Annotated in this window: 24 protein-coding genes and 1 pseudogene; 11 read left to right on the forward strand and 14 right to left on the reverse strand. The window is 71.4% G+C overall.

Annotated elements, in window-relative coordinates; translation table 11 throughout:
- Positions 1-40: 40 nt before the first annotated feature.
- From FO059_RS09595 to FO059_RS09615, 4 genes are all read right to left on the reverse strand, one after another.
- Positions 41-679, reverse strand: a complete 639-nt coding sequence (locus tag FO059_RS09595) for a vWA domain-containing protein (protein WP_143908323.1) — start codon at positions 677-679, stop codon at positions 41-43.
- A gap of 147 nt (positions 680-826) precedes the next feature.
- Complete coding sequence (locus FO059_RS09600) at positions 827-1,900, reverse strand: NAD(P)H-dependent amine dehydrogenase family protein (protein WP_143910618.1); 1,074 nt, start codon at positions 1,898-1,900, stop codon at positions 827-829.
- 168 nt (positions 1,901-2,068) lie between these two features.
- Positions 2,069-2,536, reverse strand: coding sequence for a hypothetical protein (locus FO059_RS09605; RefSeq protein ID WP_168226608.1), 468 nt, complete (start codon positions 2,534-2,536; stop codon positions 2,069-2,071).
- Positions 2,537-2,718: 182 nt separating this feature from the next.
- Positions 2,719-3,216, reverse strand: a complete 498-nt coding sequence (locus FO059_RS09615; protein ID WP_143908329.1) for a hypothetical protein — start codon at positions 3,214-3,216, stop codon at positions 2,719-2,721.
- A gap of 516 nt (positions 3,217-3,732) precedes the next feature.
- Here FO059_RS09615 and FO059_RS09620 point away from each other — a divergent pair.
- Entirely contained in the window at positions 3,733-4,821 is a 1,089-nt protein-coding gene (locus FO059_RS09620) for a DNA glycosylase AlkZ-like family protein (protein ID WP_143908331.1), read from the forward strand.
- A 35-nt stretch (positions 4,822-4,856) separates the two neighbouring features.
- Here FO059_RS09620 and FO059_RS09625 read toward each other — a convergent pair whose 3' ends face one another.
- Both FO059_RS09625 and FO059_RS09630 read right to left on the reverse strand, forming a co-directional pair.
- Positions 4,857-5,303, reverse strand: a complete 447-nt coding sequence (locus FO059_RS09625) for an SRPBCC family protein (RefSeq protein WP_143908333.1) — start codon at positions 5,301-5,303, stop codon at positions 4,857-4,859.
- Positions 5,303-6,160 carry a lysophospholipid acyltransferase family protein gene (locus FO059_RS09630; RefSeq protein ID WP_143908335.1) on the reverse strand — a complete coding sequence of 286 codons (858 nt, stop codon included), beginning with the start codon at positions 6,158-6,160 and terminating at the stop codon, positions 5,303-5,305. Before FO059_RS09630 ends, FO059_RS09625 begins: the two co-directional genes overlap by 1 nt.
- Before the next feature lie 127 nt (positions 6,161-6,287).
- On the opposite strand from FO059_RS09630, the gene FO059_RS09635 reads away from it, so the two are divergent.
- Positions 6,288-7,937: a class I adenylate-forming enzyme family protein gene (locus FO059_RS09635; RefSeq protein ID WP_143908337.1), complete on the forward strand. Its 1,650-nt coding sequence runs from the start codon at positions 6,288-6,290 to the stop codon at positions 7,935-7,937.
- A gap of 202 nt (positions 7,938-8,139) precedes the next feature.
- On the opposite strand, the gene FO059_RS09640 is transcribed toward FO059_RS09635, so the two are convergent.
- Positions 8,140-9,018, reverse strand: coding sequence for a carboxymuconolactone decarboxylase family protein (locus FO059_RS09640; RefSeq protein ID WP_143908339.1), 879 nt, complete (start codon positions 9,016-9,018; stop codon positions 8,140-8,142).
- A 209-nt stretch (positions 9,019-9,227) separates the two neighbouring features.
- Between FO059_RS09640 and FO059_RS09645 the strand changes: the two genes are divergently transcribed.
- The 3 genes and pseudogenes from FO059_RS09645 to FO059_RS09655 all read left to right on the forward strand — a co-directional run bounded on the left by FO059_RS09645 (position 9,228) and on the right by FO059_RS09655 (position 9,973).
- Positions 9,228-9,419: an antitoxin VbhA family protein gene (locus FO059_RS09645; RefSeq protein ID WP_143908341.1), complete on the forward strand. Its 192-nt coding sequence runs from the start codon at positions 9,228-9,230 to the stop codon at positions 9,417-9,419.
- Positions 9,420-9,445: 26 nt separating this feature from the next.
- A pseudogene (locus FO059_RS09650) lies at positions 9,446-9,589 on the forward strand (Fic/DOC family protein); the annotation flags it as partial.
- 165 nt (positions 9,590-9,754) lie between these two features.
- Complete coding sequence (locus tag FO059_RS09655; RefSeq protein ID WP_143908342.1) at positions 9,755-9,973, forward strand: hypothetical protein; 219 nt, start codon at positions 9,755-9,757, stop codon at positions 9,971-9,973.
- 43 nt (positions 9,974-10,016) lie between these two features.
- On the opposite strand, the gene FO059_RS09660 is transcribed toward FO059_RS09655, so the two are convergent.
- Entirely contained in the window at positions 10,017-10,595 is a 579-nt protein-coding gene (locus FO059_RS09660) for an NADPH-dependent FMN reductase (RefSeq protein ID WP_143908344.1), read from the reverse strand.
- Between the two features lie 233 nt (positions 10,596-10,828).
- On the opposite strand from FO059_RS09660, the gene FO059_RS09665 reads away from it, so the two are divergent.
- From FO059_RS09665 to fmdA, 4 genes are all read left to right on the forward strand, one after another.
- Complete coding sequence (locus tag FO059_RS09665; protein ID WP_143908346.1) at positions 10,829-11,647, forward strand: mycofactocin-coupled SDR family oxidoreductase; 819 nt, start codon at positions 10,829-10,831, stop codon at positions 11,645-11,647.
- A gap of 89 nt (positions 11,648-11,736) precedes the next feature.
- Positions 11,737-14,169: an AAA family ATPase gene (locus tag FO059_RS09670; RefSeq protein ID WP_143908348.1), complete on the forward strand. Its 2,433-nt coding sequence runs from the start codon at positions 11,737-11,739 to the stop codon at positions 14,167-14,169.
- Between the two features lie 361 nt (positions 14,170-14,530).
- Positions 14,531-14,821: an FmdB family zinc ribbon protein gene (locus FO059_RS09675; protein WP_143908350.1), complete on the forward strand. Its 291-nt coding sequence runs from the start codon at positions 14,531-14,533 to the stop codon at positions 14,819-14,821.
- A gap of 24 nt (positions 14,822-14,845) precedes the next feature.
- Positions 14,846-16,090 (forward strand): formamidase, encoded by a 1,245-nt coding sequence (gene fmdA, locus FO059_RS09680; protein WP_143908352.1) that lies wholly within the window; start codon positions 14,846-14,848, stop codon positions 16,088-16,090.
- A 127-nt stretch (positions 16,091-16,217) separates the two neighbouring features.
- Here the strand turns inward: fmdA and FO059_RS09685 are convergent, their stop codons facing one another.
- Both FO059_RS09685 and FO059_RS09690 read right to left on the reverse strand, forming a co-directional pair.
- Positions 16,218-17,069, reverse strand: a complete 852-nt coding sequence (locus FO059_RS09685; RefSeq protein WP_143908353.1) for a crotonase/enoyl-CoA hydratase family protein — start codon at positions 17,067-17,069, stop codon at positions 16,218-16,220.
- A gap of 56 nt (positions 17,070-17,125) precedes the next feature.
- Complete coding sequence (locus FO059_RS09690) at positions 17,126-18,664, reverse strand: class I adenylate-forming enzyme family protein (RefSeq protein ID WP_143908355.1); 1,539 nt, start codon at positions 18,662-18,664, stop codon at positions 17,126-17,128.
- Between the two features lie 187 nt (positions 18,665-18,851).
- Between FO059_RS09690 and FO059_RS09695 the strand changes: the two genes are divergently transcribed.
- Positions 18,852-19,358, forward strand: coding sequence for a nuclear transport factor 2 family protein (locus tag FO059_RS09695; protein WP_143908357.1), 507 nt, complete (start codon positions 18,852-18,854; stop codon positions 19,356-19,358).
- Between the two features lie 20 nt (positions 19,359-19,378).
- The gene (locus FO059_RS09700; RefSeq protein ID WP_199257088.1) at positions 19,379-19,792 is read left to right on the forward strand and encodes a pyridoxamine 5'-phosphate oxidase family protein; all 414 of its coding nucleotides are present in this window, start codon (positions 19,379-19,381) and stop codon (positions 19,790-19,792) included.
- A 68-nt stretch (positions 19,793-19,860) separates the two neighbouring features.
- Here the strand turns inward: FO059_RS09700 and FO059_RS19010 are convergent, their stop codons facing one another.
- The 4 genes from FO059_RS19010 to hisS form a co-directional block, all read right to left on the reverse strand.
- A complete protein-coding gene (locus FO059_RS19010; RefSeq protein ID WP_372497899.1) occupies positions 19,861-20,148 on the reverse strand; it encodes a PspC domain-containing protein in 288 nt (95 codons plus the stop codon).
- Positions 20,149-20,166: 18 nt separating this feature from the next.
- The gene (locus FO059_RS09710) at positions 20,167-21,213 is read right to left on the reverse strand and encodes an Rv2578c family radical SAM protein (RefSeq protein WP_143908359.1); all 1,047 of its coding nucleotides are present in this window, start codon (positions 21,211-21,213) and stop codon (positions 20,167-20,169) included.
- Positions 21,214-21,427: 214 nt separating this feature from the next.
- A complete protein-coding gene (locus FO059_RS09715) occupies positions 21,428-22,111 on the reverse strand; it encodes a hypothetical protein (protein WP_143908361.1) in 684 nt (227 codons plus the stop codon).
- A complete protein-coding gene (gene hisS / locus FO059_RS09720; RefSeq protein WP_143908363.1) occupies positions 22,095-23,366 on the reverse strand; it encodes a histidine--tRNA ligase in 1,272 nt (423 codons plus the stop codon). The genes FO059_RS09715 and hisS overlap by 17 nt, the downstream gene beginning before the upstream one ends.
- Positions 23,367-23,406 lie beyond the last annotated feature (40 nt).

Consider the following 23,406-nt stretch of genomic DNA (forward strand, 5'->3'; position numbering starts at 1 on the left):
CCCTGCGGGCCGGGTGGGCGCAGCCGAGGCGCGCCGGCGCTCAGTCGCCGAGGCCGGAGCGCTGTTCCGGGCTGAACGCGGGCATCCCCGCAAGGCGGTCTTCCGGGGCCGCCTCGCGGAACCCGCGAATATTCGACGACGCCGCAGCCATGGCCTCCCGCGACTTGCCGCGGGCGAACGTCACCGAGTGATCGGCATCGATCCCCATGCGCACGCCCACCTCGACGGCGTCCTGGTCGGCGCCCATGTACACGAACTGCCAACCGCGGGCCCGCTGCTGGTCCACCAGAGATTTCACGGCGGCGTGCGTCCATTCGATACTCGAGTTCTCCAGGCCGTCGGTCATGATCGCGACGACCACGGTGCCCGGCCGGTCCTCCTCCGCCATCGCCGCCAGCTCGGCGTCCGTCTCCAGGATGAGCCTGGCCATCGCGTCCAGCAGCGCCGTCGCCCCGCGTGGGCGCAGATCCAGGTGCGGAATCTTCTCGATGTCCTTGTCCTGGTAGACGAGCTCGTACTCGGTGTCGAACCGGGCCAGCGAGACGGTGCATGTGCCGCGGCAGGCGGCCTGCTCCTGGATGAAGGCGGCGAACCCGCCCTCCACGTCGGTCTTGATCGACTGCATCGACCCGGACCGGTCGAGCAGCATCACGAGTCGGGTCAGATCGGAATCGGACATTGGCGCACTCACTTTCGGCATCGGTGAAAGCCGGCACCGACGCGAGCGCGGAGGCCTGGGAGCGTCCCGTCGCGATCCTGCGGATCAGGAGGCGTGCCGATACAGCGAACATAGGCACCGCCACCGACAGTTTCGGCGCCCCTGAGGTCAGCCCGCGAGCCCGCGTCCCGTCACCGGCGGCAGGTCGAGGGCGGTGACGATCCCCGGCTCCGCGGCCACCACGGCCTCCACTGCGTTGACCAGGCGCATCGCGGTCATGATCATGCCGGAGTCGTTGTGGTCGCCGTGCTCGCCGTGGTGGTGGAGATCGACCGTCATCGACGGCTGCCCCGTCACCTCCACGCGGTAGCACCCGTCGCCGCGCGTGGGCCGCGGCCAGTCCGGCGCCTGCCCCGGGGCCGTGCGCGTCACGTGCTCGAGCACCACCTTCTCCTCGCCGCCCACGGTGCCGATCACCTCGAATCGCAACGCCGCCGCCGTCCCCTCTGCGATGTGGCAGCAGACGGTGTCGAAGTCCTCCTCGGCCGGCAGGCGCTCGTGGCGTTCGACCAACGGTTCATCCAGCGTGAGGCCCAGGCCCGCCGCGATCTGGCGGACGACCGAACCCCACCCCAGCGACAGCACACCGGGCTGCAGCAGGAACGGCGTCTGGTCCAGCGCGCCGCCGAAGCCGAACAGCTCGGTCATCGTCATCGCCTGGTCGTAGGTGCTGTAATCGGCGATCTCGACGCAGCGGACCTGGTTGATCCGCTGCGACAGGCTCGTCATCGCCAGCGGCAGCACATCATTGGCGAATCCCGGGTCGATGCCGTTGACGTGCAGGCTCGCACCGCCGCGCACGCCCGCCGAGCGGATGCGTTCCACGACGTCGTCCGGAAGCACTCCCCGCGGGTACTGCAGGATCACCGGGCCGGAGGAGACCACGTTGACGCCGTGCTCCAGGAAGAAGATCAGGTCTTCCACCGCGTCGAAGATCCGGTCGTCGGTCATCGCGGTGTGCACGATGCAGTCCGGCTTCAGCGCCAGCAGCGCGTCCCGGTCGGTGGTGGCCCGGACGCCCAGCTCGCGGCCGAGTCCCGCGAGCTGACCGGCGTCTCTGCCCGCCTTGTCCGGGTTCGAGACCCACACGCCGACGAGTTCCAGTTCCGGACGCGCGTCGATGCCGGCGATCGCGTGCCGCCCCACCGTGCCCGTCGACCATTCCACCACTCGCAGCGCCACGATGTCCGCCCTTCCGCCGTCGAAACGTCCCTCCGCAGTAGAACAGGTGTCCGCGCGTGCGGACGCGGGTTTCGGCGAGTCCGCGGCGCGCATCAGGTGGCGCGGCACGCACAACAAGCGGGCCGGGGCGCTGCTGCTCGCCCCGGCCCGCGGCCGGCCAATGCCCCGTCAGTCGATGGTGAACACGAAGCTCGAGTGCGGGTACCCGGCCTGCACGAAGGAGGTGACGTTCAGGGGCTGCTGCCAGCTGGTGCCGGCGGTGCCCGTGTTCGTCGCGTAGCCGTCGGCGACGAGCGTGACGTCGCCGCGCGGCGCCATCGAGTTGCCCGACAGGTGGTAGCTCAGATTCGCCGACACCCCGTTGCCGCCGCCGGCGCCCTCCACGGTGATCCGCTCGCTGCTGTGCGGGTTGATCTGCGTCAGCGGCGCGTCCACCCACTGGCCGTCCCGGGCGAAGCCGCCGTCGTAGAACATCGTCGAATCGGTGTTGTTGTTCACGGTGATCTCCGCCGTCATGTCGTGCTCGGTGGGCATCGCCTGCGCGGCCCCGGCACCCAGCAGGGCCGCGGTGGCGGCGCCGCCCGCGAGGACGGTCGAGGCGAGGACGGTGGCGGTGGCGCGAGTGGTGATGCTCATGGCGGTTGCTCCTGTGCGGGTCGGTTCTGCGGTGTGCCGGTCTGTTCCGGCGATGACTCCACTATCCGACGAAACGCGCCCCGAGTATGTCCCGCTACCAGGCGAAACGCGGGGGGAAGCCGCGTGTCCCCCGATCGGTGGACACCCGGCGCGCAGCCCCCCGAGGAGATCCGCGGCGGGTGTCACCGCGAGCAGCTGAACAGGACGCCGACCTCCGAGTCGCTCGATCCTTCGGCGTCGGACACCGGAGCATGCACCCGGTAGACGTTCCCGTCGATCACCACCGCGGACCGATCCAGATCTACCTCACCCGCTTCCCACCGGTCCGGCCCCGCCTCGAAGGACAGCGCATCGAGACGCGGCGGATCCGCGAGGTCGATCGCCACCATCAGCTCGGCCTGGTCGCTGTCGCGCGTGGCGGTGTACTCCAGTCGGGAGCTCCCGTCGTGCTCTGCGCACCGCTGGTTGCCGAAGCCCGGCCCGTCGTCCTCGCCGTCGAGCATCACCAGCGGCGGGACGCCCGCGGGAACGGACCGCGGGCTCGGATCGCCGACGTGCGGGCCGGCGGCACCCCACGCAGTCTCAGTGGCGTCCTCGGACGATGAACATCCCGCCCCCGCCATCGCGAGCAAGCCCAACACCAGTGCGCCCACACCGCGAACGACTCCCACTGCCCACATCGACCATCACTCCTTCGTTTCCGTCATCCGGAAGGTCAGCCCGCGCAACCGCATCCCGTCACCGCGGGCAGTTCGAGCGCCGGCACTATGCCGGGTTCCCACACCCGTACCCCGACCGATTCCAGCCGCGGACGGCGCACGCCTCCGGTGGTCCGAAGGCCTGCGCCGCCCGGGTTCAGATGTCGCCGGGCTTGGCCCCCAGCGATTCCAGCAACCACCAGAACGGACGGGTCACAAGGCTGTTCCACGCCTGACCCCACAGGTCGGTGGAGAGATCGTCCATCAGTCCTCCTCGGTCGAGCGGATGTCCATCAATGCCGGCGCTCCGGCGGCTCCCTCCTTCCGACCCGATACCGGTCGCCGGAGGCGGGGAGCCGGCCGGATGCGCCAGCGAAGACCTGAACGTAGCCGCCCATTAGGCGCCGGGTGTTCCTATCGGCGACCGGCGCTTGTGCTGAGCCGGGACGGTCGGCAGAGTGAGGCACGCCCCAGTACCTCGACTACGCGGGAGCGGCGATGGCGCAGGCGATCACGATCGACCGCGGGGCGTGGCTGGGCTACCGCTGGGCGGCGCACGGTCTGGGCCCCGATCCGGACTGGTTCTCACTGGACGACCTGTTGACGCTCGGGGTGCAGGGCAACAGGCAATCGCACGGCGAGCACGCGCTGTCCCAACGCGTCGAGCGCGTCGCCGGTGCACCGGTCTCCGAGGCGATCTCCGCCGAAGGCCCCCTGGTCTACGCCTGGTCGGTGCGCGGAGCCCCGCACGCTCACCGTGCGGACCGACTCGACATGATCCGCGAGGCGTTGGCGCCGTTGCCGTCCGACGAGGGCGGGAAGGAGCTCATCCGGGCGGTCGACGTGGTCGCCGATGCGCTCACGTCGATCGTCACGCGCGCGGTGTCCAAAGCCGAGGCCAGCAGCAGGGTCACCGATGTCGTGCCGCAATCGCTGGTCGTGCACTGCGCTCGCTGCCAGGCGCGGCATGTCCCGGAGCCGGTGTTCCGCGCCGCCGGGCGGCAGGCCCGGATCGTGCTGGCGCCGGAGGACGGACAGGCGACGATCCTCCGCCCGTGCCCGAAGACCGCGCAGCAGAACGTCGAGAACCCGCGGCGGCGGCTGCTCGAGGCGTTCCTGCGCATGAACGGTCCGACCACCCGGCCCCTCTACCGCGAGTGGACCGAGGCCGGCACGCGCGGTGTCCGCGATCTGTGGGACGAGTGCGACGACCTCGTCCACGTCCGGATCGGGCCGAAGCGCTATGACGTCCCGGAGCCGTTCGTCGAGCGGATCCGCACCGCGCCGCCCGCCCGCGGGATAGCGCTCGCCCCGCAGAACGACCCGTATCTGCGTCACGCCGACCGCGGGCTCCTGGTGCCGGACGGGGCGCGCCGTGCGGAGGTGTTCAAGGCCCTTTCGGGGCCGGGCGCCGTGCTGGTGGACGGCGAGGTGGCCGGTGTCTGGCGATACAGGCGATCTCCGGCGCAGGTGCGGATCGAGATGTTCGACCCGATCAGTGCCGACCGGAAGCGTCTGGTCGGGCAGCGGGCGCATGCCCTCGCCGATTCCACGGGCGATACCGCGCCGACGGTGGTGTGGGCGTAGGCGGTGCGGACTCCGGCCGCGCCGGCCCACTGCGCCTACTGCCGCCCCGTCTCCCCGTATTCGATGTGGTGGCGCAGGCTTTCGAGCACGGACTCGGCGTAGCGGCCGATGTAGCCGCGCACGAGCCGCGCCGCCAGCCGCCCGGTGAGTAGACCGTCGATCCGGAACTGGAAGTGCACGGTGATCGTCGCGTCGTCCCCGTGCGCCGCCGCCTCGAAGCGCGCGTCGTGCTGGAACCCGCTCACCGCGTGCCAGGCGAGGGCGCCGTCGCCGGCCTCGTCGATGCGCACCCGCCCGCCCATGTACATGGTGCCCAGGACCAGGAACACCTCCCACTGCTCGGCCCCGTCCCCTGCGGCTTCGACGCGGGCCGCGCGGCCGTGGTCACCGATCACCGCCATCACCACGGACGGGTCCCCCAGCACCCGGGCCACCTGCCGCACCGGCCGGCGCACCACGATCGACCGGGACATGGTGGTCATCAGCTCACCACCGGGATGACGCTCTTGGTGGCCAGCCGCGACAACGCCACCTGCATCACGGACGTCACGTACTCGTACGCCTCGTCCCAGTCCGGATCGTCGCCGAACCGCTCCTGCAGGTCGATCGGTTCGAGCACCTGGATGCGGATCTTCGCCGGCAGCGGGATGTGCGGCAGGTCCGCGGGCAGCAGGCCCCACGGCACGCTCAGGCTGACCGGCACCGACTTGACGCGCAGCAGCTTGTCGAACCGCAGCAGCTTCGCGGTCTTGCGGCCGTCGTTGAACACGTAGAAGGTCTCCTGGCCGCCCGTCGCGACCACCGGGACGATCTTGACCCCGTTGGCGTGTGCGAGGCGCAGGAACCCCTTGCGCCCGTCGAACACGATCCGGTTCCGGTCGCGCCACGGCCGCAGCGCCTCCACGTCGCCGCCCGGATACACCAGCACGTTCGCGCCGCCGCGGAGCAGTTCCGCCGCGGTGTCCATATCGGCCTGCACCATTCCGAACTTGCGGGCGAAGTCCCCGACCACCGGCATGCGGGTGACGATCTTGTGCGCCAGGCCCACCAGCGGCCGGCCCTCGACGGTGAAGTACGTGTGGTAGCCGAGCAGGAAGACGAAGGTGTCGGGGATGTCGGCGCCGCCGCTGTGGTTGCCGACGAACAGCACCGGCTCGTCCGGCACGTTGTCGAACCCGTTGACCTCGGCGCGGAAGTACAGGCGAGCCGCCAGCCAGAACCGGGGAAGCATCTCCCGGATGAACTCGGGGTCGCGCCCCTCCAGCCCGCCCGGCCCGGGCGTGAGCGCCCGGCGCACCGCGGCCACCGGTTCGCCCAGCAGCGACGCCCATTCCGCCATCGTCCACCCGCCCTCGATTACCGTTCCGATCCGTCACACTTATTCTCACAGATCCGGCACTCCACAGCGTATCCAGGTACGGCGCCCGACACCGCGCGTTCCGCGGCGTGCGACGATCATGGGCGCCATGCCCCCACAGCCGCCCGCCGCCACGGACCCGGTCAACTCTCCAGCTCCGATCGCCGCGCTGCCGCCGTTCACCGCCGACCCCATGGCCTGGACACACCTGCCGGTGAGCGACCTGGTGCGCCACCGCGCAGCGGTGCAACCCGACGATCCGGCATACCTCTCCCCCGGCGGCACCACCACGTGGGCCCGGTACGACGCGCTGGCCGACGCGGTCCGCGACGCCGCACTCGCGCTGCCGGGCCCCGCCACGGCGCTGGTCTTCCTGCCGGACACCGCCGAGTTCCACGCCGCCGCCGTCGGGCTGTACCGGGCGGGAGTTCTCACGGTCGCCACGGGAGCGCGTTCCGGCGTGGCCGAGCTGGCGCACATCGCCTCCGCCTCCGGCGCCGCCGTCCTCGTCACCGCACCCGCCATGCGCGGGATGAGCGCCGATGCGCTGGCAGGCGAACTGCGTTCCCGCGGCGCAGACATCGCGCACGTCCTCGTGGTCGAGCCGGACCGCGTCACGGTGGACGGCGCGGCGCCCGGCCGTCCCCGGACTCCGGCGCGCGCGTTCACCGTCGACGACGTCTCCTACCTCAACGCCACCTCCGGCACCACCGGGCTGCCGAAGCTCGTCACCCACACGCAGCGGCGGTGGGCGACGTTCGCCGCCATCGCCTGCCGGGGCGCGGATCTGCGGCCCGACGAGACGATAGCGTCGTTCGTGCCCGCGCCCTACGGGTTCGGGATGTGGACCGCACACTTCCTGCCCGCGCAGCTCGGCCGGCCCGCGGTGGTCACGGACCGCTTCGACGCCGCCGCCGCCGTGGGGCTGCTCGCCGAGCACCGCGCGACGATGCTAGGCGCGGTGAGCACCCAGTTCCGGATGATGCTGCAGGCCGACCCGGACGGGCTGGCCCGCCTCGAACGGCTGCGGGTGATGTACACGGGCGGCGAGGCGGTGCCGCGCGCCGAGGCGGAACGCTTCGAATCCGTCACCGGCGCGAAGGTCCTCCAGTTCTACGGCTCCAACGAGGCCGGCGGCGTCAGCGCCACCACGGTGTTCGACGACGACGAGACGCGGCTGGGCACCGGCGGCCGCATCGTCGCCGAGACGCGGCTGCGGATCTTCGACGGCGGGCGCGAGGTGACGGGGCCGGGCGTCCGGCGCGGACAACCGGCGGTGCGCGGGCCCTTGGTGTCGCTCGGATACTTCCGCGACGACGCCGCCGACGCCGAACTGTTCACCGACGACGGCTGGATGCTGCTGGGCGACGTCGTCGAGGTCGACGAGTCCGGCCGGCTGCGGGTGGTGGGCAGGCTGGCGGACCTGATCATCCGCGGCGGCAAGAACATCTCGGCCGCCGAGGTGGAGGACCTGGTGCGCGAGCACCCGGCGGTGGCGATGGTCGCGGCGGTCGGCGTGCCGGACGCGATGTTCGGGGAGCGGCTGTGCGCCGTCGTCACGCTCGCCCCGGGGGCCGCCCTGACCCTGGACGGGCTGACCTCATGGATGCGCGGGCGGGGAATCACCCGCGAATACCTGCCCGAGCGCCTGTTGGTGCTCGACGCGATGCCGATGGCGGCGGGCGGAAAGATCGCCAAGGCGCGGGTGCGGGAACTGGCTGGTGCGCCGGGCGCCGGGCGCGCCCGCGCCGGGTCCTGACCTGCCTTCGTCGACGCTATGGATCGAGGAAGGATTCGCGTCGGCCACCGCCAACGCCGTGAACTGCCGCGTTGCGCGTAGCTCTCATAGTTCATGCCGTTGTCGTGCGGTTTCACGCGCCCGGCGGGGAGGTGAGGAACGCACGATCCCTTCCGCAATGCAGAGCCTCCCGGCACACCGCCGAAACCCCCTGCGCGCTCGGTCAACCGATGCGAATCCGTTCGCCGTACTCGATGGCCCCGTCGGCATGCACCTCGTAACTCTGCAACCCGTCGGAAACCTGCGCCTGGTCCCGGTCCTGCGACACCGCCACCTTGTTGATGGCGTTCCGCGAGATGTCCAGCACCAGCTCCACCGCCTCGGCCGGGGTGAAGTGCTCGCGCACGGCACCGAGCAGATCGGCGGACGGATAGGCGGGCCGCCAGATCATCGCGTCGGTCAGCTCCAGCGCGGCCCGCTGTCTCGCGGTGAATCCGGCGTGCTCGTAGTCGTCGATCGCGTCGAAAAGCTCTTCTCCGGCCCCGGCGGCCATGGCGGGCGCCGAGCGCAGCGACTTGCACATCCGGCAGTTGTGCTGCCGGGCTCCCCGCAGGCGGACCAGCTCGGTGAGCACCGGGTCGAGGAGCTGCAATCGCGCCACGGCGCCCACGTATCCGCCGACCGCGGGCCACAGGCCGTCCACCTCGTTCTCGTCGTCCGGCCACTCCCCCGCCCCGTCGAACAGCTCAGCCAGCGTCCGGCGCACGCGCGGCACCCAGTCGGCCGCATAGACGGCGAGGACGTATTCCCCCGCCCGGTCGCCGAGCGCCGTCTCAAGCGCCCGGCCCTGCGCGTCGGTGACCGCCGAAACATCCAGGCTGAACTGCTCGGCGAACGACGCGGCGGCCGGGGCGGACGCGGGCTCCTCGTGGCGCGGAAGCGGCTCGAGCCCCAGTGCCTCCGCGCAGGTGACGCGGGCCAGCGCCGTCAGGCCACCCATGCCGGGCACGAGGCCGCAGGCCAACTGATCGAGCACGGCGGCGGCCTCCGGGGCCGCAGCCACCAGGGCTCCCCGTGCCGGCCTGTCCCATTCGCTCCGCATCGCCGTCGCCTCCTCGGTCGCGGTTTACGGCCACACTTCCCGTGCCGCGGATGCGGGGGAACCCCCCGTCCCGGCCAGCGAACCGGTACCCGCGGACCAGAGCAGGGCGGGCCTGGGCAGATCAGGTCTGCGAAACAGTGCGACGACACGCGTGCCGCTCACGAGAATGCCGACAGCAGCCCCGTAGAATGGAGACGCAGGAGGTATCGATGAGCATTCGCCGCCCGGCCGACGACCGCGCTACGCGGGCACGCGCGATCAACGCCGCCCGCACGACTAGCGAGCTGGAAGGCGGTCGCAGCACCGAGGTCACTCGAGCCGACCAGGACGCCTACGTACGCGGCGAGATCGACATCGACCAACTGGGCGACAGGGTCCGGGCCCGCTACAACATCGCCTGAGCGACGAGCACGGCCGGCTGATACTCATGCAGCGCCCATGGGACACCGGAGACGTCGAAGCCGACTGGCTCGGATACTTCATCCCCGGCACCGAAGTGCTGCGCAACCGCATCGGCGCCACCTCCTCGGCGGCCCTGCGGGACGCCGAGAACGACCTGGTCGAGGTGCGCACGGGCCGCAGCACTACGGAATCTCACTGAGACGCGTCCGCGCGGACGTACCGTCGAAGGGCGCACCGGCACCGCCCAGGAGGATCCCCCGGCCCTTCGGCCATTGGTCCGTCCATCGACGCCGCCGATCCGGCCGGCCCGGGCGGATACCACGACACGCCCGACGTGGCCGTCAACGGCGGCACCATGTACGTCAACGACCGCGGCGGCCAGGCGATCGACGTGCTCCGCCGATCCGGTGGCACCTGGACGTTCGACACCGCGGTACCGACGCAGCCGGGGACCGCCCCGTACCTCACCATCGTGCCGACGGGAGAGCCGGCGCCGTCGGGTTCGCTCGGCGCGGGATCACTGGGCGGGCTGACGGGCCCGCTCGGCAGCTGAACCACCGGCGGCGCAAACCCGCCCGGGACGCCTCCCGTCGCGCTCAGCCCTGCAGCGGCCGCAGGGCCTCGGTCATCCGGGAGAGCTCATCGAACATCTGCTTGGCAGCGCCTTGCTGGACCTGGTTGGGCTCGAAGGCGCCGTCGACGAACTGGTCGAACACCATCGGGGCCACGATCGCCTCGGGCACCGGCACCATGCGCAGCGGCAGCACCACCTGCTTGATCTGCTCCACGGATCGCAGACCGCCCGAGATGCCGCCGTAGGAGGCGAACGCCACCGGCTTGTAGTTCCACTCGCTGCTCACCAGGTCCAGGGCGTTCTTCAGCGAGGCCGGCATGCCGAAGTTGTATTCGGGGGTCACGATGACGAAAGCCTGGCAGGCGGCGATCCGCCCGCTCCACGCCTTGGTGCTCTCGTTGACGTACGGCCCGACCCGCGGGTGGTTCGGCTCGGAGGTGGTCATCGGCAGCGCCACCTGCGCCAGGTCGATCACGTCCACCTCGAACCCGCCGTACTCGCGAGCCTGCTCGGCCACCCACTCACCCAGCAGATGCCCCACCCGCGCCTCGCGCACGCTCGCGATGATGATGCCCAGCTTCGGAGTACCGGCGTCGCCCATGTGTGAACCCTTCAGATCGATCACGAAATCCGGGGCAGAACCCCGGGACAGGTTGTTGATTACGCAAACACTAACGCGCAGCCCTAGCCGATTCATCCCGCAAGCCACGTGTCCCTCAACACTTCACGCCCCGGCGCACGCGCGGGGAACACACCCCGCCGGGACTGCCGTCCACGTACCGTGGCGTTCAGCCGGACATGCGGCGCAGTCGAATCCCACCGGAGGTCACACACATGACAGGCAGGCTCGAGGGCAAGGCCGTATTCATCACAGGCGTCGCGCGTGGACAGGGCCGCGCGCACGCGGTCCGCTTCGCCCACGAGGGCGCCGACGTCATCGGCATCGACCTCGCGGGACCGCTGCCGGACGGTGTCCCCTACGACTCCGCCACGCCGGACGACCTCGACGAGACGCGGCGCCTCGTCGAACAGGAGGGGCGGCGCGCACTGCTCACGCGCGCCGACGTGCGTGACAGGGAGGCCGTGCGCAAGGCCGTGGACGACGGCGTCGCGGAGCTCGGCAGGCTCGACGCGGTCATCGCCAACGCGGGCGTCTGCATCCCCGTCGCCTGGGACGAGACCACCCCGGAGATGATGGACGCCACGCTCGACATCAACGTGAAGGGCGTGTGGCACACCGTGATCGCCACGGCGCCGCACCTGATCGCGGCGGGCGGCGGCTCGATCACACTCATCAGCTCGTACGCCGGCAAGAAGGTCCAGCCGTTCATGGTGCCCTACACCACCAGCAAGCATGCGATCACCGGCATGACGCGGGCCTTCGCCGCGGAACTCGGCAAGCACGACATCCGCGTCAACAGCATCCACCCCGGCGGCGTGGCCACACCGATGGGCGGGGGCGACATGGTCGGCGCCATCGACCGCACCAACGCCACCAACCCTAAACTCGCCGCGATGGGCACGAGCTTCACCAACCAGGGCTACGCGGAGCCGGAGGAGATCGCCGGCGCGGCGGTCTTCCTGGCGTCCGACGAGGCGAAGTTCATCAGCAGCGAGCACCTCAGCGTCGACGGCGGCGCGCAGTACTTCTGACCCGCGGCCACCGGGGGCGGAGCCGCCGGGCCCGACGCGGCATACTGCGAACCACCTGCCCGCCCCCCGGGACCCGCGAAGGAGCCTCGATGCCCGCCCCGACGTTCATCCTCACCGAGGAGTTCGAGCAGGCGCTGTCCCTGCTGCGCTCGGGCGGCAACCTGTTCCTCACCGGCAAGGCGGGCACCGGCAAGTCCACGCTCATCCGGCGGTTCCTGGCGGAGACCGACCGCCGGGTGCTCGTCGCCGCGCCCACCGGCATCGCCGCCCTGGGCGTCGGCGGCTACACCATCCACCGCGTGTTCGGCTTCCGCGCCGGCACCACCCTGGCCGACGTCGAGGGCGGCGCCTACCGCCCGGGCCGGTTCACCAAGGCGCTGTCCGAGCTGCAGACGCTCATCATCGACGAGGCGTCCATGGTGCGGGCCGACCTGTTCGACATGCTCGCCGCAGCTCTCGGGCGCTTCGGCCCGGACCCGTCCGCGCCGTTCGGCGGTGTGCAGATCGTGCTCGTGGGCGATCTGTTCCAGCTGCCACCCGTGGTCACCGAGGCGGAGGCCGCGTACTTCGAGACCCGCTACGCCACCCCGTACTTCTTCTCCGCCGACGCCTACCGCGCCGCCGCGCTCACCACCATCGACCTCACGCGCGTGTTCCGCCAGTCGGGCGACCCGCGCATGGCCACGATCCTCAACGCGATCCGCGAGGGCACGCTGGTCCAGCGCTCGCGCGCCGAGCTGAACGCGCGCACCGTCCCCGGATTCGTGCCGCCCGACGACGAGTTCTGGCTGACGCTGACCACCACCAATCGCATGGCCACGTCCCGGAACCGCACCCGCCTCGAGCGACTCGCGGGCGAGGAGTTCACGCATCACGCCGAGCGCATCGGCGAGCTCGACCGCTTCGAGGCGCCCACCGACGACGTCCTGCACTTCAAGGTGGGCGCGCAGGTCATGATGCTCACCAACGACGCGACCGACCGGTGGGTCAACGGCACCATCGGGCGGATCGTCGACGCCGAATGGACCGAACGGGGCTGTCTGGTCGCCGTGCAGTTCCCGGGCGGCGACGTCGCAGAGGTCGCCGCCTACCGCTGGGAGGTCACCCGCCCGGTGGTCGACGGCGGCGGGCTGCGCCACGAGGTGATCGGCTCGTTCACGCAGCTGCCGTTCAAGCTGGCATGGGCGATCACCATCCACAAGAGCCAGGGGCAGACGCTCGACCGCCTCGTCGTCGACCTCACCGGCGGCACCTTCGCCACCGGCCAGCTGTATGTGGCGCTGAGCCGGTGCACGTCGATGGACGGCCTGGTGCTCACCCGCCCGGTGTTCCCGAAGGACCTCAAGACCGACCGGCGCATCCTGCGGTTCCTGCGCGCCGCGACCGAACCGTCCACCGCGGCGCGGTACTGCGCGATCGCGGCGCTCACCGTCGGCGACGAGGGCGCGCGCAGCAAGCCCCGCCCCGTCGAGCTGGCGGTGGCCTTCGAGGACGGCACCTCCATCAGCTCGGTGATCAACCCGCAGCGCGACCTGGCCGACGCCCGCCGCGCCTACGGCATCACCGTGTCCGACGTCCTGCTCGCGCCGACCCTGCTCGAGGCGTGGACGATGCTCCTGCCGCTGCTCGACGGCTGCACACCCGCCGGGGTCGGAGTGGACAAGGCGCTCGGCCACGTCGACTTCGAGCTCAAACGGCTCGGCGCCTCCATGCCGATGCCGCTGGGCGTCGACGTGCCCGCCGGGCGGCTGTCGGCCGAGGAGCGGTCGGCGCTGCGGTCGGCGTCCGCGGTGGAGCGCGCGCAGGCGGTGTTGCAGGCGCGCGAACGGCTCGGCGCGCAGGACCCGGGGGCGGGCGCGTTCGACGCCGACGCGTCGGCCACAGAGTCGGACGAGGCCGAGGATTCAGCCGCCGCCGATGCGGCCGGCACGGTCGGCTATCTGCTCACCCGCGCACCCGATGCGCCGACGCCGGAATCGGCACTGCTCCCCCAGTTCTCGGCGATGCTGGACGTCAGCCGCGGCGTGGGCGCGGTGCTGCTCGGACGCGGCGATGCCGGCACCGATCGGAACGGCGATGCGGCCGGCGGGATCGACCCCGAGATCCTGCGCGAGGCCCGGGTCCTCGTGGCCGAACAGGTGCGCGCGGCGGCCGCCCGCGTGCCTCTCACAGCGGAGGCGCTCGACCGGCTGCGCACGCTCGAGACGGTGCTGGGTGCGGACCTCACCGACGGCCTCGCCGCGCTCGAGGCCGGCTCCGCGGCCGGCGTGCTCGCGCCCGGCACGCGCGTGTGCTTCACCGGGGACGCTTTCGGGGCCGACGGCCGGTTCGTCTCCCGCGACGAGATGTTCACGCTCGCCGAGGCGCGCGGGCTCACCCCGGTGAACAACGTGTCCAAAACCAAGTGCGACGCGCTCGTCACCGCGGAGATCGGCTCGCAGTCCGGCAAGGCGCGCAAGGCCCGCGAATGGGGCAAGCCGGTGGTCTCCGCCGACGAGTTCCTCGCGTGGGCGCGCGGCTGACCGGAAACCGCGCTCGGGCCGTGCACCTCACCGACGCGGGCCGCGCAGCCCTCGGCGCCTGAGGTGTCCCGCGACGGCGCCGAGACGTTCATGCACGACGCCGCCACCAGTGCAGAGCCGACCGTGTCGCAGCCGACAGCCCGTCTCCGCGAGCTCGCCCTGCCTCCAGACCGCTGACCGACGTGCAGGCTTCGCGCCCCACCCGCCGCACCTCCGCGACTCCAGGGGGATGGGCCGGGGCCACGTTCCTCACCCTCGCCGCCTGCACGTTGCCCCGAACCGGCACGCGCCACGGCGTTCGTTGCTACCGTCCGGATCACGGCCACCGCGTCCCCGGAGGCCGGTCTGAAAGGCGGTTCCCGTGCCCGTCTACCGGTTCCGATGCGACTCGTGCGGACCCTTCGACGCCAGCCACACCATGGCCGCGGTCCCCGACGCCGACGCGTGCCCCGAATGTCAGGCGCCGTCGCAACGCACGATCACGGCCCCCGCGCTCGGCCGCGGCCGCTCGGCCGCGATGGGTCTGCTCGACGCCACCGCCCGCACTGCATCCGAGCCCGGCGTCGTCGCCGGGGCCCCGCCCGGCCGGCGCCGCTCGCCCGGCACGCCCGTGTCCACTGATCCGCGGCACCGCGCGCTGCCGCGCCCCTGATCAACGCACATCAAGGAGGCCGCCGTGCCCCAGAACCTCTTCCCCCTCGACTCGACCAAGCCGTTCACCGACCAGCAGGTCACCGGCCACAACCGCTGGCACCCGGACATCCCGCCGGCGGTCACCGTCAAGCCGGGCGACGAGTTCCGCGCGGACTGCCGCGAATGGTTCGACGGGTACATCCGCAACGACGACTCCGCCGAGGACATCCGCACGGCTCCGATGAGCAAGGTGCACGCGCTGTCCGGACCGTTCCGGGTCGCGGGCGCGCAGCCGGGCGACCTGCTTGTGGTCGACATCCTCGAGGTGGGCCCCATCCCGCAGGAGACGGGACCGCTCGCCGGGCAGGGCTGGGGCTACACCGGCATCTTCGCCAAGGCCAACGGCGGCAGCTTCCTCGTCGACCAGTTCCCCGACGCCTACAAGGCCGTGTGGGACTTCTCCGGCCGCAAGGCCACCTCGCGCCACGTCCCGCACGTGGCCTTCACCGGGATCACCCACCCCGGGCTCATGGGCACGGCGCCATCGACGGCGATGCTGGGCAAGTGGAACACGCGCGAGGCCGCCCTGATCGCCACCGACCCGGAGCGTGTGCCGCCGCTGGCGCTGCCGCCCGAGCCGCGGGACGCGGTGCTGACCACGCTCGCCGGCGCCGAGCACGACCGCGTCGCCGCCGAGGCCTGCCGCACCGCGCCGCCGCGCGAGAACGGCGGCAACATGGACATCAAGAACCTCACCGCCGGCAGCCGAGTGTTCTACCCCGTCTACGTCGACGGAGCCAACCTGTCCGTGGGCGACCTGCACTTCTCGCAGGGCGACGGCGAGATCACCTTCTGCGGCGCCATCGAGATGGGCGGGTTCATCGACCTGCGCGTGGACCTGATCAAGGGCGGGATGGACACCTACAACGTCCACGAGAACCCGGTGTTCATGCCCGGCAACACGCCCCCGCAGTATGCGGAGTGGTTGGCGTTCTCCGGGACGTCCGTCACCCTCGACGGCGAACAGCGCTACCTCGACTCGCAGCTGGCCTACCAGCGCGCCTGCCTGCACGCCATCGACTTCCTCACCACCTTCGGCTACAGCCCCGAGCAGGCGTACCTGCTGCTGGGCGCGGCACCGATCGAGGGCCGCTTCTCCGGCGTGGTCGACATCCCGAACTCGTGCGCGACGGTCTACCTGCCGACGGCGATCTTCGAGTTCCCCGTCGCCCCGTCCGCGGACGGGCCCGTACGGATCGATCCCGGAATCGGCGCGCCGCGGGCGTGAATCCGGCGGTCCGAACTGGGCGTATCGCGTGCACGTGCCACCCGTTCTCAGGCGGCGTCGATCGCATTCCGGCCCACGCCGAGAACGCGGGCCCCTTCGGATGACCGCAGGCGCGGCGGCCGGTCACTCAGTCGAACGAGCCGTGCCGCCCCGCGCCGCCGGCGAAGCGCCCGGCGCCGTCGATGCCGTCCGCCTCGAGTGAGCGCATCCCGATCGCGAACTCCTCCGCCATCGCATCGCGTTCCGAGGAACCCCACTGGGCGAGCACCGACATGCGGTCCCCGCGCATGCAGGTCTGCGGGAACTCCGCGATGCGCGCCGCCAGGTCCTGCGCGTACGCCAGCGCCGTGCCGTCGGGCACCAGACGGTTGACCAGGCCCATGTACTCGGCCTCCGCGGCGGGGACGGGTCTGCCGGTGAGGACCATGTCCATCGCCCGCGACTGGCCGATCAGCCGTGGCAGCCGCACCGTCCCGCCGTCGATGAGCGGGACGCCCCAGCGACGGCAGAACACGCCGAACACGGCCGACTCGTCGGCGACCCGCATATCGCACCACGCCGCGAGCTCCAGGCCCCCGGCGACGGCGTACCCGGAGACGGCGGCGATCACCGGCTTGTCCAGGCGCATGCGCGTGATCCCCATGGGGCCGTCGCCGTCCGTGCCGATCCTGTTCCCCTCGGTGGTGCCGACCGTCTTGAGGTCCGCTCCGGCGCAGAAGGTGCCGCCCTCGCCGTGCAGGACGGCCACGCGGGAGTCGGAACGCTCGAACGCGCGGAAGGCCTCGGCGAGCTCGGCCGCCATCCGCCCGTCGACCGCGTTGCGCCGGTCCGGACGCGCCATCGTCACTGTGGTGACGTACCCGTCCGTACTCACGGCGATGTCGAGGAAGCCCGGCCGACCGCTGTTCTCCCACCGTCCGGCCACCACGTTGTCTCCCGACACCCCTGTGCCGCCCGCGATCCCGTTGTCCGCTGCCATACCGTCGCCGCCTGTCATCCGTCCGTCTCCCGTGGCACGCCCGCCGCGACCACCCGTCACGCCCGTCCCGCCTCATCGCTCAGCTGCGCGCGCAGTTCACGCCGCAGCAGCTTGCCGACGGGCGATTTCGGGATCGCGTCGACGAAGCGCACCGACTTGGGCACCTTGTAGCCGGCCAGGTGCGCGCGCGTCAGCTCCCGCAGTTCCGACTCGGTCACATCCGCGCCCGGCACCACCGCGACGAACGCGGTCACCGCCTCCACCCACTTCTCGTCCGGCCCGCCCACCACCGCGCACTCCGCGACGGCGGGATGCCGCAGCAGGACGTCCTCCACCTCACGTGGGTAGACGTTGTATCCGCCTGTGATGATCATGTCGCTGCTGCGGTCCACCAGGTGGACGTACCCGGCCGCATCGGACCGGGCCATGTCCCTGGTGCGCAGCCAGCCGTCGGCGGTGCGCACCTGCTCATTGAGCTCGTCGGCGCCGTAGTAACCCTGCATCACGAACGGCGCCTGCACCTGCATTTCACCGATTTCGCCCGCGGGCACCGGTTCTCCCCGGTCGTCCGCGATACGCAACCGCACGTCCGACGACGGCTTCCCGCACGAACCCCACAGATCGCTGTTCCGGTGGTCCTCCTTGGTGAGCACGGTGATCGCCAGCGGCGCCTCCGTCTGCCCGTAGTACTGGCAGAACTTCTGGCCGAACACCGCGATGCCCTGTTCCAGGACCGGCCTGGGCATGGGGCTGGCGCCGTAGATGATGGTGCGCAGCGACGACACGTCCGCGTCGTCGACCGCTCCCGAGTTCAGCAGCATGGCCAGCATCGTCGGCACCATGTTGACCTCCGTGGCCCGCAGCCGGACGATCGCCTCGACGAACCCGCGCGGCTCGAAACCCGGCAGCACCGCGGCCGTGCCCCCGCGCGCGAAGTAGGGCAGGACGAAGGTGCCGCTGGCGTGGATGAGCGACGCGGCGTGCAGCATCACCGAGCCCGGCCCCGGATCCAGCAGGTTGGCCAGGATGTTGTCGGCCACCGCGCCGTAGGTGGAATGCGTGTGGACGACGCCCTTCAGTGCGCCCGTGGTTCCGGAGGTGTAGAGCAGCAGCATCGGGTCGTCGGGCGCGATGGCCACCGACGGCGCATCGGCCGCCGCGAAGCGGATGTCCAGGACATCGCCGCCGACGCCGTCCACCGGCAGGCAGTCCATGCCCAGCGTCCGCAATCCCGGAATCCGCGCGAGCAGCTCCTGCGCCCTGCTCGCACTCGGCGCGTCGTGCACGATGACGGACACGTCCGCATCCGCCAGCATCCGCGCCTGCTCGTCCGCGGCGAGTCTCGGGTTGAGCGGCACGCGCACCAGCCCGCACTTCATCGTCGCGAAGTCCACGGGCACCGTCCACAGGCTGTTGCCGTAGAGCAGGCCCACATGCTCGCCCTTGCGCAGACCGGCCTCCGCGAAGGCTGCGCCGATCCGGTCCGTGAAGGCGTCGACCTGCGTGAACGACAACGACCTGTCGCCGAACCGCACCGCGACACCGTCCCCGTGCTCGTCCGCGCCGCGCCGCACGAAATCCAAGGCCAGAGTCATCGTCACCTCGCATCAACAGTCGGTGTCCGCGCCGGCGGACCGCGTCATCGCTCCACCACTATCCCGCCTGCGCCCCGCGCCCGGTGCCGAATCGCAACCTTCCCCGCCCCGCCCTGTCAACACCCTGTTCCGGCCGATAGACGGGCCCGCCACCGCCGGACAGACGTCTCGACTAGTGTCCGATGCCATGGGCACATTCTCCAGAGCCGAGCTGACCGACGCCTTCACCGCATTCCTCGCCGAGGTCGACGACCTGCACAAGGCCGGGCAGTGGGAGCGCTTCGCCGACCTGTTCACCGACGACGTCGTCTACATCGAGCACGCCTTCGGACGGTTCACCACCCGCGAACAGGTGCGCGCGTGGTCCGTCAAGACCATGACCTCGTTCCCCGGCAACCACATGACCGCGTTCCCGCCGCTGTGGTACCTGGTGGACGAAGAGCGCGGCCGCATCGTCGCCGAGGTGGACAACCCCATGCGCGACCCCGGAGACGGATCGGTGCACACCGCCACCAATATCTCCATCTACACCTATGCGGGTGACGGAAAGTGGTCCGGGGAGGAGGATGTGTACAACCCGATGGAGTTCGCGCAGATGGCCATGGGCTGGTGCGAGCGTGCCCAGGAGCTGGGCACCCTCACCGACGAGGCCCGCACGTGGATGGACAAGATGCGCAAGGTGCTCCCCCGCTGAGCCGAGGAACGGAGGCCGCGATGACGCCCGAGGGGACGGCCGCGGACACGACGCCGACCACGCTGGAACGGGCATTGCCGCGCTACGGCAGCGCCTATCTGCTCACCGTCTCCGACGCCGCCCGGCCGCATGTGGTCGAGGTGTCGGCCAGCCTCGCCGCCGGGCTGCTGGAGGTGGGCGGGCACGGCCGCAGGTCCGCCTCCAACGCCCGGGCCCGGCCGGAAGTGACGGTGCTGTGCCCCGCGGTCGTCCCCGGCGGACACGCGCTGATAGTGGACGGGCGCGCCTCCGTGGCCGAGGACCGGCTGTTCCTCACCGTGACCCGGGCGATTCTGCACCGCTCCGGAGAGCCGGAGGCCTCGGACGTCACCGCACCCGGCGACGCCGGCCGATGCGTGGCCGACTGCGTCGAGCTGGCGTTCGCGCACGAATAGCAGAAGCCACCGCACCGCGCGGCAACCGGCGGCGCACAGGTGCACCGCCGGCCGAATGGCCCCCGCCGTCACGGCTGCTCGGGCATCACGATCCACAGCAGCAGATACAGCAGAACCTGCGGGCCGGGCAGCAGGCAGCTGACGACGAACACGAGGCGTACCTTCGTCACGTCCCAGCCGAAGTGCCGGGCGATCCCGCCGCACACGCCGGCGATCATCTTCTGGTCGCGGCTCCTCGTCAGCTTCACTGCGGCCTCCTCGTCGGTGTCGGTGAGTACACCCCAGGCTGCCGACGCGACGCGCCCCTGGCATCCGGGGAACCCCCGAAATGCGCCCGGAATCTCCTGCTTGGACACGCACCGACGGCTACGGCCTCAGAACAGCATCGGCTGGGGCTCCCGATCCGCGTCACCGGGCACCGCCGTCGGGCCGCCTCCGCGGGGCCCGGCCCCGGCATCACCCTCCGACGCGCCGCCGCCGTTCACCAGCCCGTGCTTGTCCAGCAGAGGTGTCACCCGCTCGCGCAGCCATATCTTGTACTCCACCGGCACGTACGCGCCGCGGCCGTATAGCCGCCGATAGCGGCCCACCAGCTTGGGATGCTCGCGGGCCAGCCACTCCATGAACCATCCGCGGGTGCTGCCGCGCAGGTGCATGGGGATCACCGTGACCGACCGGGCGCCCGCCTCCGCGACGGCCGCGAACAGCGCGTCGAGCTCGCGTTGCCCGTCGGTGATGTAGGGGATCACCGGGGCCACCATGACGTGCGGGGTGAAACCGGCCGCACACGCCGCCCGGATGAGCTCCAGGCGCGCGGCGGGCGAGGGCGTTCCCGGCTCGACGGCCTTCTGCACCGACGGGTCCAGCATGGCCAGCGACACCGCCAGGGAGACGTCCACCCGCTCGGATGCCGCCGTGAGCAGCGGCAGGTCGCGGCGCAGCAGCGTGCCCTTGGTGAGTATGGAGAACGGAGTGCCGGAACCGGACAACGCGCGGATGATCCCGGGCATGAGCCGGTAGCGGCCCTCCGCCCGCTGGTACGGGTCCGTGTTGGTGCCCAGCGCCACCGGCTCGCCCCGCCACGACCGGCGGGCGAGCTCCCGGCGCAGCACCGCGGCGATGTTCATCTTGACCACGATCTGCGTGTCGAAATCCTCGCCTGCGTCCAGGTCCAGGTACTCGTGCGTGGGGCGGGCGAAGCAGTACCGGCACTGGTGCAGGCATCCGCGCATGGGGTTGACGGTCCACCGGAACGGCAGCCGCGCCCCCTCCGGCACCTTCGACAGGGCGCTCTTGCACAGCACCTCGTGGAAGGTGACCCCCTCGAACTCGGGCGTGGCCACGGTGCGCACCAGCCCGGCGCGCCCGAGCCCCGGCAGCGCCCCGTCGTCCACATCGAGCGTTTGTTCGATCCACCGCATGAACACAGTCGAACAGCCGTTTGCACTCCGTGTCAAGCGTGATGGCGCCCGGCCCGTCACCGCCACGGCGTTTGGTGGACATTTGGTCGGAAATCGGCGCGAAAACAGCCAAATGTCCACCAAACGGGGGCTGACTGCAGCGGACCCGGCGCACCAAACGGGGGCTGACTGCAGCGGACCCGGCGCACCAAACGGGGGCTGCCAGCGGCGGGACCTACCCCGTGATGGCGCGGACCTGCGCGCTCGTCACCGTCGCGCCCGCGTGTCCACCGCCGCCGGTCGCCTGGATCGCCTTGTACAGCGGCCGCTCCGGCAGCGGGGTGCCCACGGCCTCGGCGCGCAGGTGCGCCTTGAGCAGGTCGGCGAGCTCGGTCATCGTGGCCGGGCCGTCCGGTACCGAGGCGCCGGCGGAACCGTCGGCCTCCGGTTCGATCACCTCGTGGCGGGCGAGCGTGTCGGCCTCCCGCAACCCCCTCTCCAGGGCCGCCACCGAGTCGATGGGCAGCTCGCGGCCCCGCTCCCCCGAATACACCGCGAGGGTCACCGCCACGTTGTCCGCCCGCAGCATCGCCTGGTCCACCCGCGAGCGATTGACAGTGATCGCCACCGAGCCCGCCGTGGCCAGGTCCACCACACGCGTGGGCCCCGAACGCGAGGTGAGCACAGTGCCCTCGATCGACTGGTTGCGCCGCAACCCGGCGACGGCGATGACCACCAGCGGCACCGCGATCACGAGCGCGACGATCACCCCGGCCCACCAGGTGAAGTTGACCCCGAAGAACATCCCGAGGATCACGCCGACGCCCACGGCGATGAGCAGCAGGCGCTGCAGCTTGGGCCGCACCTCGGCGGGCGCGACCAGGTTGACGTTGACGGCGCCGTCAGCCAAGACGATCACGCACCTCGGTCACCGCCGCGCCGAGATCCACGGGCGTCTGCTCGCCGGTGGACAGGTCCTTGATGCCGACGACCCCCTGTTCCAGGTCCCGCTCGCCCAGCACCAGCGCGAAGCGCGCGCCGGACTTGTCGGCGGCCTTCATCGCGCCCTTGAGCCCGCGGCCCCCGTAGGCCATGTCCACCCGGATCCCGGCCGCGCGCAGGTTGCGGCCCAGCACCACCATCTCCCGGGTGGCGGCGTCGCCGAGCGGCACGCCGAACACCTCGCAGCGCGCGCGTGCGCCGGCGACGGCGATCCCCTCCGCCCCCATCGCCAGCATGGTGCGGTCCACGCCGATGCCGAACCCGATGCCGGACAGCTCCTGGCCGCCGAGCTGCGCCATCAGCCCGTCGTACCGTCCGCCGCCGCCGATCCCGGACTGCGCGCCCAGGCCGTCGTGCACGAACTCGAACGTCGTCTTGGTGTAGTAGTCGAGCCCGCGCACCATCCGCGGGTTGATCTCGAAGGGCACGCCCATCGCCTCGAGGTGCCCCAGCACTTGGTCGAAGTGCGCCTTGCAGCCCTCGCACAGGTGATCCCGCATCAGCGGCGCGTCGGCGGTCAGCGCGCGCACGTCCGCGCGCTTGTCGTCGAGGACGCGCAGCGGGTTGATCTCCGCCCGGCGCTTGGTCTCCTCGTCCAGCGGAAGGGCGAACAGGAACTCCTGCAGCGCCTGCCGGTAGCGGGGCCGGCACTCCGCGTCGCCCAGGGAGGTGACCTCCAGGCGGAAGCCGCTGAGCCCCAGCTCCCGGAAGCCGGCGTCGGCCACCGCGATCACCTCGGCGTCCAGCGCAGGATCGTCCACCCCGATGGCCTCCACGCCCACCTGCTGCAGCTGGCGATACCGGCCCGCCTGCGGGCGCTCGTAGCGGAAGAACGGCCCCGCGTAGCTCAGCTTCACCGGCAGTGCGCCGCGGTCGAGCCCGTGCTCGATCACCGCGCGCATCACCCCCGCGGTGCCCTCGGGGCGCAGCGTCACCGAGCGGTCGCCGCGGTCGTCGAAGGTGTACATCTCCTTGGAGACCACGTCCGTGGACTCGCCGACGCCACGGGCGAAGAGCGCGGTGTCTTCGAAGATCGGCAGCTCGATGTGCCCGAAGCCCGCCAGCCGTGCCGCCCCGGTGAGCGCATCGCGCACCGCGGTGAACGCGGCCGAGTCCGGCGGGTAGTAGTCGGGGATGCCCTTGGGGGCGCGGAAGATGCTGCTCGAACTCACTGTGGCAGGGCGCCTTTCATGACGGGGGATGGCGGCTTGG

Source organism: Tomitella fengzijianii (genome assembly GCF_007559025.1).
In the GTDB taxonomy this organism is placed as follows: Bacteria; Actinomycetota; Actinomycetes; order Mycobacteriales; family Mycobacteriaceae; genus Tomitella; species Tomitella fengzijianii.